Here is a 13,979-nt window from a genome sequence, read left to right as displayed (position 1 = left end):
CAGGCCCACTCACGGCTCGTCTGTCCCCTCGCTTGGTCGGATCGAACACCGGATGCGGCCAAGTCTTCCATTCATGCGCCCCGGCGGCTGCTGATCCCTCACACCGCAGATCCGTGCACCACACCTGTCGCCATCTGCTACCTTCACCACCGAAGCCACTGAGCTGCACGAATTTCCACGAGAGCCGCGCTCAAGTCCCAGGCACCCCAAGAGAAGCGGCGGCCAAGCCGCATTCTGCTTTCTGCAGCTTGCCGACTACGGCGCCGCGCGCCGCCATTTTCATCAGGCGCGGCGGTTACAAGACCCGTCCGCGACGCGCGAGGCGGCCCTGCGAGACGCTCTGCTCGCCAAATCCTATCTACGCCAAGCCGAGCCAGACCTCGACCAGGCCCTTGGACTGGCCAATCGCGCCGTCGACGTACTCACCGGTGACGTCACCTCCAGACGCTGCGTCGGGCAGTTGAACGTCCTGCTGCGCGACCTAGGCCCCCACTACCGCAGGCCAGCCGCGCGGCAACTCGCAGAGCGAGTCCGCTCGCTACAGACGGTTATGCCAGCAAGCTGACAACCCGGCCCAAAACCACGGGCTTCTCGAAGACGAGATATCCCCCTCGGATCCGCCGTGATCAATCGTCTGCACTTCAACTACCGGCCCGAGGTTGGTCCGCTATGCCGACAGCGAAATTTTGACGTCGATTCCTCGCTCTTCTCCACGAGCTACTTGTGGGCGATGCGAGCCGCAGGCGACTTTCCGAGGTGGGCGCGACGACACCGATTCGTTATCGACCAGCAGCAACGGACTGGCCCAAACGCTACCTCCACCATCTGCGCGCTGCGTAAATTCCCTATCAGATGGAACAGGAGCGCCAGGGAGGAAGCGACCTAACCACAATCAAAGGGGGATCCGAAATGAATGTCACCGAGCTATGGAGCCGAGTAGAGCAGGTCGTCAGCGACAATGCAGCAGCCCTGCGCGCGATGTGCACTTCTGGCGAGTTGTACGGGTGGGCAGTCGAGCAGGGCATGGTCGGACCGATCCTGTGGCCGATTGTGCGCACCGAGTTGATGCGCCAGATCGGCGTCGATTGGGAAGAAATGCACGCCAAAGAGCTCGATCGCTTTTCGAAGGCTCTGCGTGCTGAAGCAGCAGAGTCACGGGCGATCATCGAGTTGTACGCGGCCGGATCCGACGACCATTCTGTATACGCGGTCTGCGACGTCGACGGCCGTCCGATCGTTTGCCGACATTTCCACGCGGAAGATCGGTTCTATCAGCGTGGCGACCAGCTTTCCGCAGACATGTCCGCGGCCGAAAAGGCGGTCTGGCTGGCGGGCAAGGCCTGTGCGGCCGCGGGCGCCGCCAGCTGTGCGATGACGCTGCATGTGGCGAGCCTGTTCATCGAGCCCGATATCCTCGCGCCGCTCGCGCGGCGTTGGCATATCTGGCTGGATCTAGACGTACGAGCCAACAACCCTGCGGTGCAGTTATGCCATGAACCGGAATTTCGAGACTGGCACGAGGTATCGCTAGCGAATCTGGTCAGCCGGGTTTGATGGAGTGGGTATCTTTGTTCCTGCCCGGTCATTCGGAGACGTAGCCGACCAGCGCACCGATCACCTGGCGCATGGTGGCCTGGCTGAGAGTACCGATCTGCTCGACCAGCCACGGCCCGTACAACTGCGTGGGTCGATACACGATCGCGGAGACGTCGTGGAGCGGGTCTTCCTCGGTGAGCGGCACAGCCAGGCCAGGCATTCGAGGCGCAGCCTCCAACGGCAGCGCCACCACACCGGGCAGGGCAGCGTTGACCTCGGCTCGGGAGATCACCAGCATGCGGTCCGCGCCGAGGGACGACGGCGCTTCCCGGCCGGCGATGGTCGGCAGGTAGGTCCAGATCTCGCCGCGATCGGCCATGAGGCTGACCAGGGCACCGACGATTTGGCGCATGGTTGCTTGGCTGACCGTGCCGAGCCGTTGTGCCAGCCACGGCCGATAGAGCTGGGTCGGTCGGTACACGATCGCGGACACCTCACCGATTGGGTCCTCGCCGGTCAGGGGCACGGCGAGCGCGGGCATGCGCGGTGCGGCTTCCAACGGTAGCGCCACCACACTGGGCAAGAGCGCATTGACTTCAGACCGCGAGATCACCAGCATGCGGTCCGCGCCGAGGGTGGCTGGTTTTTCGTGCCCGGCAACAGTTGGGGAATATGTCCAGATCTCGCCGCGGTACGGCACCGGGGCTTGTGTCACGAAGCGTGTTCGTCGCGGATTGCAGCCGCGACAGCGGCGCGCTGAGCCTCGACCTGTTCGAAGTAGGCAGCACTGTCGCGGCCTTGTTCGCGTTCCCAGGCGGCGGCCGTAGCGGCCGAGGAGGTGAACAGCTCGCGCTGGATAAGCCGCTCGGTCCACGCCGAGAAGTTGGTTCCTGCGTCGCGCGCGTATTCCTTGGCCTGATCGAGCAGGCTCTGTTCCAGACTGAGCGACGTAGTAACTCTCACAGTAGGAAGTTTAGCAATGTTGCTACTGAGCTGCCTGTTGCGATTGGCAGGCTGGGCTGGCGCAACGGGGCTGCCGTGCCGGACGATGTCGGGAGTTCGGCGTCTAGCTGTGGTGCGCGGCGGCCCAGGTCGCTCCGGTGCCGATTGAAACTTCCAGGGGGACGGCCAGTTTCACTGCCGATGCCATGGCGTCGCGGACAACGGCAGTGAGCTCGTCGCGCTCGGTAGCGGGGAGTTCGAAGAGCAGTTCGTCGTGGATCTGCAGAGTCATCCTGGCGCGTAGACCGCGTTCGGTGATAGCTCGGTCGATGTCAACCATGGCCCGTTTGATGATGTCGGCGGCGCTGCCTTGGATCGGGGCATTGAGGGCGGCGCGGGTGGCGGCCTCGACGCGGTTGCCGTCGTTGCTGGTGAGCTCGGGCAGGTAGCGGCGGCGCCCGAGCAGGCTTTCGGTATAGCCACGGTGCGCCGCCACCTCGACGAGATCGTTCAAGTAGTCGCGGACTCGGCCGAATCGGCTGAAGTAAGTCCCGATAAGAGTGCGCGCTTCGGCAATGGGGATATCGAGCTGGCTCGCCAGACCACGGGGGGTGAGTCCGTAGGCCAGTCCGTACCCGATCGCCTTCGCTCGGCGACGGTGCTCGGCGTCGACATCGGCGGTCGGTATCCCGAAGGCGATACCGGCGACATAGTTGTGCAGATCTTCGCCGGAGGTGAAGGCATCGATCAAGAGTTCATCGCCGGACAGGTGCGCCATGATGCGCAGTTCGATCTGGCTGTAGTCCGCACTCATCAGCAGATCGAATCCCGCGCCCGGGACGACGGCCTCGCGCAGGCGGCGGCCATCGGGCGTGCGGATGGGGATGTTCTGCAGATTCGGGTCCGCCGAGGACAACCGCCCCGTGGAGGTGACCATTTGATGCAGCGTGGTGTGGATCCGATTGTCGGGTCCGCGGTGGGTGAGCAGACTGTCGATGTTCGAGATCAGTTTGGTCGCACTACGGTGAGCGAGGATGAGCTCGAGGAACGGATGACCGCCGGTGGTTCGTTGCAGACGAGTCAGGTCTTCAGCGGCAGTGCTGTACCCCTGCTTGATCCGACGAGTCGGCGGCAACGCGAGTTCGTCGAACAGGACGGCGCGCAACTGGGCGGCGGAGCCGAGGTTGATCGGGCGGCCCAGAAATTGTGTGGCGGCCTCGGTGGCTGCGCCCGCGGCGAGGGAGAATTCGCTTCGCAGGTCTTGTAGGTGGGTGGCATCGACTGAGACGCCGTGGTTTTCGATCTCGGCGAGGATCGCTGCTAGGGGGATTTCGGTCGTGGTCAGCAAGGTGGTCATGCCGGCGCGGTCGAGTTCGGTACCGAGCACGCTGGCGAGGTCACCGATTTGTTGCGCCGTGGTGACGACCGGCGGATGTGCCGGTTCGTCGCCGAGGTCGAACAGCGTCTCGGCTGTCGGGGGCGTTTCACGGTGCAGATGCCGGTCGGCGACTTCGGTCAGGCTGGGGCTGCTGGTGCCTTCTCCGGGGTGGAGTAGATAGCTGGCCAGCGCGGTGTCCATGCTGATACCGGCCGGTGTCCAGTGGTGTTCTCGCAGCGCGTGAACGGTGGCTTTGGTGTCGTGCACTGTTTTGGTGACCGACGAGTCGGCAATCCAGGCACCGAGGGCCTGCTTGTCGGCTGAGGTGGTCGCGGCCAGTTCGATATGGCCGGTGTGGCCGGTCGGTGTGCTTATGGCGATGGCGTGCAGGCGGCTGTCCTGGGTTTCCAGGGCCAGGGTGCATCGGCCGGTCCCGGTTGCTCGAGTGGCCAGCCATTCCTGCACGTGGCCGGACGGTACAGGCTCGCTCGGCGCGCTGTGGGCCGTGAGCGCCAGCGCGTCCAGGACCGAGGCGCTGAGCGTGGGCTGGTTGCCGAGCAGGCGCGTGATGCGGTCGGGGTCTGGGCGGTGCGTTCCGGTGGCGAGGGCGGTCAACGGCGGCGAGGGCAGATCGTGGCCTAGGCGAAGAATATCGCGGCGGGCGGTCACAGTGGCCGTGTGTGCGCGCAGGACGGCCGCCGGGCGGCCGGGCACGTTGTCGATGTCGGCGATGAGTCCATCGAGGGTCCGGTACTGGGTCAGCCATTTCGCGACCGTGGCCTCCCCGACTCCGGGTACCGGCGCCATGCCTCGCGGGAGATCTCCGCGTAGCGCCAGATAGTCCGGAACGTTGTTCGGCGTGATCCCGCCGTGGCTACGGCAGATGGTTGCGGGGGTGAGTGTGTCCAGTGCGCCGGCGTATCCGGGGCGTGCGATCACCACCGAGTCGGTGAGGCACTGCAGGACCCGGTCGTCGATGCTAGCGATGACCACATTTTCTACGTGGGCGGGACAGAGTTGAGCGAAGGCGGCGGCCTGGTCCGCGGCCTCGAGACCTGGCGGGGCATCGACGACCGCTATCCCCATGGCCTGCACCAGCTCTCGCATCCGGTCGAGTTGTTGAACGAGGTCAGTCACGACGGCTGAGGGTTGGTAGTCCGGCTGGATATTCGCGCGCGTCAGCGGGCCGGGTGTGTCGAAGACTGCGGCGACATGGGTCGGCGCAAAGGCGGCGAGCACCGCCAGAATGGTTGTGGTGCAACCGGATACGGCATTGATCTGTTCCTCGGCGGGCACGGCGGCAATGGGCGCGACGGTGCGGAATGCGTGTGCGAGCAGCGAGGGAATGTCCAGGACCGCCAGCGTCGGGACCTGATCGGGGCTGCTCATCGCAGGCCCTGCTCGACGGCGAGCGCGGAAAGGTTCAGTGCCGGCGCGTCCTCGGCCCAGAGCTGGCCGCGCCCGATCTCGAGTTGGGACTTGTGCGGGCGGATCGCCCAGGCGGCTTGTCGCTGCATTGCCGCACGGACGAGCAGGTCACCGTGGAATTTGGTGGGAACCGTGGCGACGTCGATAACCTCGCCGCGCCTGCGGGCATCGTCGACGATGGAGGAGTGCTTGGACAGAATCAGCTGATGCCAGGGCCGGCCGTAGACCGCGATGAGCACGACGGCGTGCGGGGTGAACCATTCCTGCTCATCCCACTGCGGGATGACATTTCGTCGGTGAGGCAGCTTATTGGCTTGGATCGCGTTGTGGGCGTAAGCGATTTGGCCATCGGCGCGCCGTTCGATCGCGGGGCCGCCGGTTCTCAGTTGCCGTAGGCGCGCAGCCGGAATGGCCGCGGGGTCACTGTCGGCGCCGCGTAGCCAGTTGCGGACCGTGGAGACCGAGACCTTGAAGTCGGCGGCGACCAGTTTCACGTTGAGCGTTCCGCGTTTGGTGGTTCCGTAGCATTCGATCAAGGTGGCGAACAGCCGCGCCCGCGTCCACGCGGGCTCGTGCGGCGCGGTGGCCGACGCGTCGCGCGCAGTGGTTGCAGGTGGGCTGTTACGTTGCGGCACTGACTATTTCGCCTTCCATACCACGGACTCACCGCTCTGCGGATCACCGAAATTGAAGACATTCCAGTTCTCGGTGTTGCCGTACTTCTCCGTGTTCGCGTACTCCCGCATCCAGTTGGCCAGCCCGGCTTCGCCGTCTTCCTCCCAGGCCTGCAACGCCTCCTCGACCTGATCGGGGTCCAGTTCCCAGGTCACGCTGCGCTGGCGCTCGTATTCCTCGACGCCTTGCAATGCGTGGACGGTCAGGAAGGCGCCGTAGCGAGACATTTTCGATCCCTCGCTGCCGGCGCGGCGGCTACTCAGCGCGGCGCGCCTTCCTTGTGCGGTGGTGGCGGCCTTGCGGGCGTTGGCCAGTAACTGCGCTCGATTCTCCGGCAGCGGCTCGGCGGCGCCCTTCATCCACCGCTTGATGGTCGAAGTCGACTTGCCTTCCCCGGCCGCCGCGGCTGCGACATTCACCCGGCCGCCTCGGGGGCCAGGCCCGTAGGCGGCCACCAGCGCGCCGAGCAGCGAGGAGTCCGGGCGGCCGGTGGAGTTCGCGTCGATGCGGCCGGTGGTTTTGGCGAAGACTCGGGCCATCCCGGTGTCCTGGGCCTCGGCGACCTGGTCTACGACCTGATCGAGTGGCACGCCCGTGGCCGTGGCCACGTTGGCGACATCGACGGTGCCGTGCACGATCGACCCGCCTCCGGTGTCGCGAATTCGCAACAGGGACAGCACCATCTAGTTCTCTCCTCCGGTCTGAGCGATCCAGTCGTTGTACTTGGTGAGCAGATGCTTGCCTCGATACATCCCTTTGCCGAAGTAGCCGTCGAGTTGAGGAGCGAGCAGTCCCGAGGCCTCCGGTTTCATCTGCCCGAACCCTCGTCCCAACGTCGGGCGAACGGCCGGGTTGGCGGCGACTGCTGCCTCGTCGTGCGCGAACAGGGGCCATGCGGTGACCGGATCGGGGTTGTCGCTGGTGTAGATGATGGTGTCCTTGGTCACCGCGACGGGCCATTCGCCGGTGGTCTCACCGACCTTGACGATCGTGTGCACGATATTCGCTGTCGCCTGGGAAACCCCGAAGTAACGCCGCTCGGGCCAGTAGCCGATCTTGCCAGTTCCATCGTCGTTTTTGAGCTTGTTACTGGCTTGCATCCCGAAACCGCGGTTGCGAGCGACCTTGAGCTGGTTGCGGACTGCGTGATCGTGTGGGTCGTCGGTGTCGAGATCTTTGGATCCTCGGCTGAACGGAGCCACCCACCGACTCAGTACCGTGTCGTGCTGGTGCCACACGATCGCCTCGTGAATCTTCAGATCGAATGTGGGTGAGATCTTGCGGCCGATGATCAGGGCCCGCTCGAACTGCGGGGTCGGCACCCACACCGGGCCGGTGTGGGTCTGCCCGCTCGGGTTGAGAACGTAGGGGTAGAGCCAGCTGGTGGGCTCGGGGATCTCGGTTAGCAGGAACGCCGGTGTGTCCTTGTCGAATTGCCATCCTCCTCCCCCGCGTACGTGCTCCGGAGCGCCTATCGGCAACTGCAGTTTGGCCAGTGCTGCGCAGTGGCTCCCGCCGCGGTCGTAGGCGTGCAGGTAGGTGCGTGCGCGCTCGGCGGCAGTCAACTCGCGTGACCACTCGATTTCCTTGGCGATGTCTCCGATTCCTGGCAGCAGCTCGAATCCTGAAGGGGCCATGACGATGTCGCGCCACTCGTTGATCCGATATTTCTTCGGCATGCGGGCTTCGAGCATCCAGTCCAAGCCCGTGCTCGGGCCCGAGATCTTCCAGGGGTAGCCGAGGGTGCGCGCGAACAGATCCAAGCGGTATGCGATCTCCGCGGGCGTCGGGTTCCCCGCCAGGATCGGCATATCCGGATCGCGGGCGTCCGGCTCCGGTGTCATCCCGGCCAGAAACACCACCCAGATCGTGTCGCGGTCCTTGTCGTGGCCGCCGGGACGGTCCTCGCGCCACACCCGATTCCAGGAACCGAGTTCGGGGGCATCGCCATTCTTGTTCTGGCCGCCGAGTTGCCAACCGGCGTCCACTGCCTCGGTGACCCAGGGGTGGCCCCGTGTGAGTCCGCGCAGTTCGTGCTCACGCCCGCTCGTGCTGACCGACGTGGTGTCGATACCCCATCGTTGAGCCAGCGCGGTGGTAATCCAGATCTGGCCGCTCTCGAATTTTGTCGGTGAGAGCCGGAATCCCAGGTTCAGCCCGTAGGCGAGGGCAACCAATTCGCCGACATTGGTTATCTCGGAGGGCAATTCCCGACGCGAGCCGTCGGCCAGCCACACACCGCTGACATCGGCCACCGCGGCCACGCCCGTGAATTCGGCTGTGGCGCGCGCACCACGCGACGGCGATGTCGGAGCCCGCGGTGTCTGTGGCGGGCGACTGGCACCCTCGGTCGTCGGTTCCTCGGCCACCGCTGCGGGCGCTGGTTCGCTCGGCCCCGACTCCGGTGTCGACTCTGGGGGGGTCTCGGCGATGTCGACGCCGGGTTCCTCGGCAAGGGCAGCGGAGTCGGCCTCGCCGCTCGTCTGGCCCGCGCTGCTGTTGAGGATGTGCCGGTCGGCATCGGCGTCTGTCGGTGAGTGGCTGTTCGGGGCCAGGAATTGTCGCAACCGACGTGGCGGGGGCTGGTCGACGGCGAAGGCTCGTTCCAGGACGGCCGAGATGCTGGTGTTCTCGACCGCGGCTTCGAACAGGGCGATGATCGTCTCGTCGGTGAGCTGCACCTGTCGGCGCAGTATCAGCTTGCCGAGTGGCCCGGGCGGGTCGCTCAGATCCTGGCCATCGCCGACGGCGTAGGTCATCGTGGTGTCGTCGATCCTCAACGGCCACAGGCGAAACCGGTCGGCGATGATCATCGCCGCGCGGCGGCCGCGGAAGCGTGTCTCCTCGGCGATGAACGCTGCCCACACCTGCTGGATGTGATGGCTGGTCCCCTGGGCTTGCCAACGGGAGGGATCATCGAGTGCGGTGAGGTAGTCCTCTGCGGCGGCGTAGGCGAGCTCGGCCAGCGGTCGATCTGCCGCGATGGTGAACGCGTGCAGGGCATCACGCAGTACGTCGGTCCAGGCGGCCAGGGTTCGTCCTTGTGCCGACCAGCTCACCGCGGCTGCGAGGTCGAGAGTCTCGATGTCGAGGCCGGCGCCGCCATCTCGGACCTTGGCGCACAGCCCATTCAAACCGGAGGTGGTGATCCATGCCCGGGTCGGCTGGTCACGCTGCATTCGCGGGTCCGGCGGGGGCAGCTGCGCGGCCAGTGAAAGCCCGACGGTTGCAGGCAGATTCACCAGCCACAGTGCGGCCGGACGTTTACGTTCCGAGGCGAGTTCGCGGGCCTGGGTGGCGGTGAGCAGGGTTGCGTCTCCGGCCGGGAAGGTCAGCATTCCCGCGCTCGCCAGCTTGCCGGCGTATTGGTCGAGTTCGATCAGGTATTCCGCGTCCGGGCCGTCGATGTCCTCGACAGTGGGAGTGCGGGTGATCAGTGGCTGTATCCGGGTCTCCAGGTGCTCGACTTCGACCGGGGCCAGCACCGGGTCGGTGACGATCAACCCCTTGGTGCGTGCACGAAGCAGCCGGTCGAGGACCGCCGCGCCGGTGTCGGCGCCCGTCGTTGCCGGTGGCGCGTCGACCTCGGCGTACCAGCGCGTCATCCGCCGCCCCAGTTCGGCGACCGCGAGGGCGTCGTCGGTATCCAACCCCGTTGCCGGGTCGGCTGTTTCGTCACCCAACACACCCAGTTTAGCGTCGGCGGTGGCGGTGCAGGCGAATATCTCGGCGATCAGGTCGACTTCGATTGTGGTGCCGGTGCGGGCGAGTCGGATGCGATGGCCCGCCGAGCCCACGGTCCACCCGCGCTCGAGCAGCGGCGCCAGCGACGAAGCGACTACCTTGATCAACGCGCCTCGGATCACGTTGCGCTGCTGCGAATCCGGCAGTTCGGCAAGCCCTTCGGGCCGCTGGACAACCCAGCCCAGCATCGCGCACGCTTGTTCACCGAGAACCCAGATCTGCGGAGGTCCTGGGTCAGGGCGTCCCGCCACAGCTGGCAGCTCGGGAATCAGTCGCTGGTTGTCCCAGCACCAGCAGATCAACGTTTCGAGTTTGTCGATCGAATCCACCGGCCCGGTCAAGGGCGTGCCTGACGGCGTCCACGAATGCGCGGCCGTAATCAGCACCGCCCGCCCGTCGGCGGTGGCTGTGCTGGTTGAGCGCTGGTGGGTGGGCATAGGGTCGGCTCCCTCAACCGATGTAGTGGACTGGATTACGTGACGGGTGCGGTGTCGTGGTCTGGCGCCCGACGCGGCCGTCGCCACTCAGCAGCTGCCCTTCGATCGCGCGGCGGTCCCCGTGTTTGGATATCCCGGTGATGCGCGCGACCGCGCGCACGACACCGCCCGGGTCAATGATTTGGGCTTCCTCGTGTTCCAGGACTCGGTCGGCGTTCATTTTCCATACGCCACGCCCGGCGTCCCATGCTTGCTGCTCGGACATCCCCTGCTGGTAGCCGATCGTGGCGCGGCCCAACGGATCCGCCTCGCCGGCTGACCGCAGACCATCGAGCCTGATCTGGAGCACCCGCCACCTCCGCATACTTAGTAACTTGTAGAGAAGTTTAGCTGATACTTCCCAACAAGCTGCTGAGTTTGGACGGCGTGTCGGTCAGTAGTAGCAAGTTGCAGTGAGACCGGTCATCTGGATGATGTCTGTACGTGACCTGCGCGTTCGTCACTCGTGTCAGTAAGTCTCGTCAGGGAATGTCAGTGCCAGCGGGTCGGCTGCGACCACGGATCCTAGGTCCGAGCTGCGGCGATGCCGATCAATTGTCAGCGGTGACGCGTCTCTGCTGACAACGCGGAATCTGCCTTCTCCTGGCCTCACCGCCGTCGATGGCTGTCATAGGCGCTCAGTCTCGTCGGCTTCCGAACAGCAGCGGGTGTGTCGGTGCCGGGCGGCACAATCACTCGAAGCCAATCGAGGGGACGACGGGGATGACGACAGCTGATGACGATGCCGCCCAGGATCAGGACAGCGCCGCTGGTCCAGATCGGTTCGCGCCGTATCTATGGCCACGACCGCCGCATCCGTTCGTGCGAAAGCTGGACCCGCGCCGAGCCCGGCGGCGGTGGCGGGTGCGGCGGGCGGTGCGCTATGAGCCCTTCGGGCCGCCGATCACCGAGGGGGCCGCGACCGACATCCGCTCGATCACCTTCTGGTACCGCGATCAGCGGGGCTGGCCGATCGGCAAGCTCAACTACCTGGTCTGTCACCAGTGCCGCATCTGCTACGTCGGCGACCTCGATGTACAGAAGAACTTGTGGGGCAACGGAATCGCCACGGCGGCATTGGCTCACCTGCGTCGCCAGCTGCCGGGCTATACCTGGCAGACCAGCCGCCACTACCCCACCGCGAAATCGTTCTGGCTGCTGATCGCCGAGCGCACCGGTGCGGGCTACACCGACGAGAACGCCGGCTACGTGTGCGATCACATGGCCCGGTTCTGGTCCAGCGGGCCGACATATTGGGAGCGAGACGACTGAACCGTCAATCCGTCAACGCATTTGCCGGGGAGGTCCCCCGGGAAAGGTTTCTCGCCCTCACCTACATACTGCTGTCGAAACTGTGCGCGCTTCGGTGGGTGTGGATCGCGCGAAACGGATCCGCTGCCGTGCTGGTGCGGCTTACGCTCATCGGCGTCCCGGGGAGACTCGGGAGATGCAGCTCGGAACGGCTTCGCCCAAGCCCCCGCCGCCGCTGTGTGAAACGGTGAGTTTTCGCCTGGTGGGCCGCCTCACCGTCCATGGTGGTTCTCTGAAACCTGCCGCCGCGCTGAGGAGTCCAGTATCGAATGAGCTTCCAGGATGCCCGCAACCCCGGTCGCCCGCTCGTGGTAGTCGCCGCCGAGTTCAGTCTGCACGATCTGTTGCCCGAGCTCGACGTGGTGCCCGTCGACACTGGGCTCTTCGGGCTCGCTGTCGAGCCCCTGTTCGGACTCGCCGACCAGTACGCCGCCCGCGCCTTGGTGGATCCAGCCGTTGCGGCCGTGGAGGACGTGGTCGTGATCGCCGACAACGCAACGTTCGAGCGGTTCCTGCGCCCGGACAGCGTGGAAGGTGTCGATATTGCCGCCACGCTGGAGTTGCTGCACCTCGAGGGGTGGCACGGCACGATCGTGGCACCGCTGACCTCGCACACCCGCTGGCAAGGCGGGCTCTATGTGGCGTTGCCGGACAGCTACGAACCCGGCTGGTACGACCTGCACGGCTTTCACCTGCGCCGATCGTTGATTCCGGGGCAGTGACGCCTCCGCCCCCGATGACGAGTCTCAGCTGCGACTCTGCGTTCGCCGAGGAAGCCGAGTCCGTGTTGACCGAGACCTACCCAGCTGGCACCAGCCGCAGCACCCGGATGGGGGGACACATCCAGTCGAGTGCCGTCGTCGGGAGATGACTGTTCTGCTCCTTGACATCGATCGTGTATCAGATGCGGAATCCCTCGCGGTGCGAGAAGTCACCGGGGTTACCGTTTTCCGCACGCCGACAGATTGCGGCCGGGTAGCCGCCCTCGCTTACGAAGTCAGGCGGGGGCGACGGCTCCCGCCGTTAGTCTCCGCCCGAACCGCGTGCTGGTGGCCTGATCTCGGCAGTCGATCTACCATCCGTGCTCCCGATCGTGCCAGGCCTGGATCCGCCAGGCAGCAGAACAGGCCGCCGGCCACGAATCAGGTGACGCCCACGCGCAGAACTAGCCGAGCGCTTCCCTGACGAGTAGCCGTCCCTCCCGAGCCCGGGTCCTGACGGTGAATTACCGACAGCCACAGGCAAATATGCTTAGCGCCGGACTTCCAATCCGGACCCACGTGCAGTGTCGGCAGAGGGTAGCTCACTGCCCGTCGGAGAGTTGCTCGCGCAGTTGCTGCTCACCCTGCTCGAGCAGGGCACGGACATGGCCATAGGCGGCCAGGTAGTCGGCGGTGGTGGGTGCGGTGCCCACACCAGCGCGGGTTCGCGCCGCGTGTTCGGCCTGTTCGGAGATTTCGCGTTCGGCCTCGCCTTCCAGCAGGTGTACCGCATCCGCAGCGCGGGCGGCGGCCGCTTCGGCGGGATGGGTTCGCTCCCACTCGCAGGCCGCGCGGGCCGCGTCGGTGAACAGCCGTGCCCGGCACGCCACAGCGATCCAGTCCGATAGGTTTCCGCCGTCCGACTCCTGGATCCGGGCCAGCAGCGTGTCATCGATCGAGATCGTCGCAGTCGCCATGCCCGACAAGGATAGGCCGTCCGCCGCGGGTGCTGGCCCGGAACCACGCACCGCTCATTCGAGCGATCGTGAATTTCCCACCATGCCGGATCACCTGGAGACTCTCGCAATCGCCTTCACGTCCCAGGGCTTTCACCTCGGCAGCACTTATCGGCCGACGTACCAACATCCACCGTTGCGCACCGACGCCATGAGCTGACGCCAATCCGGGACAGGATGGGGCGCACTGGCAATCGGCGCACGAGGAGCGTGGGCTCCTGCGACCACGACACTTTCGAATGAATGCCAGCACTCCTGGTGCCCGCAGTGGGCGCAGACGTTCGGATTGAAGCTGCGCCCGCGCTCACGCCGTGCCCCCAGTAAGGCAGCAACGTCGGATCGACCAGCCGCCGTCAGAACACTCCGCGCGATCTGCACCGGCAGCTCTTGGTCGGTCGCAATCGCTTCGACCATGCCATCTCGCCCGAGCGCGCGGGCTTCAACTGCCCAGACCCACTGTTGCTGGCTTCCGCACCTGTCACAGATGTGCGGATAACCCATGACATCGATGAGCAGTGTCGGATTCCCCATCAACCGAGCCTGCCATGCGGTCACGCCACGCCGATGGCGTTCCCACGCACTGTTTCGCTCCCCCGCGCGGGCTCAACACGTCGCCGTCGCTGACATAGGCCGCAACCGCGATACAACGCTTACTGCTCGGAACCGTAGCGCCGCCAGCCTTTTCGGCATCGCCCAGTTCCGGTGCAGCGCATTCGATCAGCGCGCCACGACCTCATGGCGAGGACGCCTCGTCACCGTTGAGTCGCCCTAG

General features: G+C 65.6%; 11 protein-coding genes. 3 read left to right on the top strand and 8 right to left on the bottom strand.

Annotation, left to right across the window (positions count from 1 at the left end):
- Positions 1-909 precede the first annotated feature (909 nt).
- On the top strand, positions 910-1,554 hold the full coding sequence (locus NA11_RS16835) for a hypothetical protein (RefSeq protein WP_069162853.1): 645 nt from the start codon (positions 910-912) through the stop codon (positions 1,552-1,554).
- A gap of 28 nt (positions 1,555-1,582) precedes the next feature.
- Here the strand turns inward: NA11_RS16835 and NA11_RS16830 are convergent, their stop codons facing one another.
- The 7 genes from NA11_RS16830 to NA11_RS43895 form a co-directional block, all read right to left on the bottom strand.
- The gene (locus NA11_RS16830) at positions 1,583-2,251 is read right to left on the bottom strand and encodes a putative type II toxin-antitoxin system PemK/MazF family toxin (protein WP_141717634.1); all 669 of its coding nucleotides are present in this window, start codon (positions 2,249-2,251) and stop codon (positions 1,583-1,585) included.
- Positions 2,248-2,499, bottom strand: coding sequence for a hypothetical protein (locus tag NA11_RS16825; protein ID WP_069162851.1), 252 nt, complete (start codon positions 2,497-2,499; stop codon positions 2,248-2,250). The genes NA11_RS16830 and NA11_RS16825 overlap by 4 nt, the downstream gene beginning before the upstream one ends.
- A gap of 103 nt (positions 2,500-2,602) precedes the next feature.
- On the bottom strand, positions 2,603-5,245 hold the full coding sequence (gene polA, locus NA11_RS16820) for a DNA polymerase I (RefSeq protein WP_069162850.1): 2,643 nt from the start codon (positions 5,243-5,245) through the stop codon (positions 2,603-2,605).
- Positions 5,242-5,778: a hypothetical protein gene (locus tag NA11_RS16815; RefSeq protein ID WP_141717633.1), complete on the bottom strand. Its 537-nt coding sequence runs from the start codon at positions 5,776-5,778 to the stop codon at positions 5,242-5,244. The genes polA and NA11_RS16815 overlap by 4 nt, the downstream gene beginning before the upstream one ends.
- A 144-nt stretch (positions 5,779-5,922) precedes the next feature.
- Positions 5,923-6,642 (bottom strand): hypothetical protein, encoded by a 720-nt coding sequence (locus tag NA11_RS16810; RefSeq protein WP_069162849.1) that lies wholly within the window; start codon positions 6,640-6,642, stop codon positions 5,923-5,925.
- Positions 6,643-10,140, bottom strand: coding sequence for a hypothetical protein (locus NA11_RS16805; RefSeq protein WP_069162848.1), 3,498 nt, complete (start codon positions 10,138-10,140; stop codon positions 6,643-6,645).
- A gap of 13 nt (positions 10,141-10,153) precedes the next feature.
- Entirely contained in the window at positions 10,154-10,489 is a 336-nt protein-coding gene (locus NA11_RS43895) for a hypothetical protein (RefSeq protein WP_084654690.1), read from the bottom strand.
- 413 nt (positions 10,490-10,902) lie between these two features.
- Between NA11_RS43895 and NA11_RS16795 the strand changes: the two genes are divergently transcribed.
- Positions 10,903-11,451 carry a hypothetical protein gene (locus NA11_RS16795; protein ID WP_069162846.1) on the top strand — a complete coding sequence of 183 codons (549 nt, stop codon included), beginning with the start codon at positions 10,903-10,905 and terminating at the stop codon, positions 11,449-11,451.
- A 308-nt stretch (positions 11,452-11,759) separates the two neighbouring features.
- On the top strand, positions 11,760-12,212 hold the full coding sequence (locus NA11_RS16790) for a hypothetical protein (protein WP_069162845.1): 453 nt from the start codon (positions 11,760-11,762) through the stop codon (positions 12,210-12,212).
- A gap of 581 nt (positions 12,213-12,793) precedes the next feature.
- On the opposite strand, the gene NA11_RS16785 is transcribed toward NA11_RS16790, so the two are convergent.
- On the bottom strand, positions 12,794-13,168 hold the full coding sequence (locus NA11_RS16785) for a hypothetical protein (RefSeq protein ID WP_069162844.1): 375 nt from the start codon (positions 13,166-13,168) through the stop codon (positions 12,794-12,796).
- Between the last annotated feature and the right edge of the window lie 811 nt (positions 13,169-13,979).

Origin of the sequence: Nocardia altamirensis NBRC 108246 (assembly GCF_001612685.1) — a bacterium.
GTDB classification, from domain to species: domain Bacteria; phylum Actinomycetota; class Actinomycetes; order Mycobacteriales; family Mycobacteriaceae; genus Nocardia; species Nocardia altamirensis.
Note: the sequence above shows the minus strand (reverse complement) of the source record. Positions and strands in the feature narration are given on the sequence as shown.

Coding starts and splice junctions, on each gene's coding strand:
- NA11_RS16835 (WP_069162853.1), top strand. CDS start 910: ATGAATGTCACCGAGCTATGGAGCCGAGTAGAGCAGGTCGTCAGCGAC.
- polA (WP_069162850.1), bottom strand. CDS start 5,245: ATGAGCAGCCCCGATCAGGTCCCGACGCTGGCGGTCCTGGACATTCCC.
- NA11_RS16810 (WP_069162849.1), bottom strand. CDS start 6,642: ATGGTGCTGTCCCTGTTGCGAATTCGCGACACCGGAGGCGGGTCGATC.
- NA11_RS16805 (WP_069162848.1), bottom strand. CDS start 10,140: ATGCCCACCCACCAGCGCTCAACCAGCACAGCCACCGCCGACGGGCGG.
- NA11_RS16795 (WP_069162846.1), top strand. CDS start 10,903: ATGACGACAGCTGATGACGATGCCGCCCAGGATCAGGACAGCGCCGCT.
- NA11_RS16790 (WP_069162845.1), top strand. CDS start 11,760: ATGAGCTTCCAGGATGCCCGCAACCCCGGTCGCCCGCTCGTGGTAGTC.
- NA11_RS16785 (WP_069162844.1), bottom strand. CDS start 13,168: ATGGCGACTGCGACGATCTCGATCGATGACACGCTGCTGGCCCGGATC.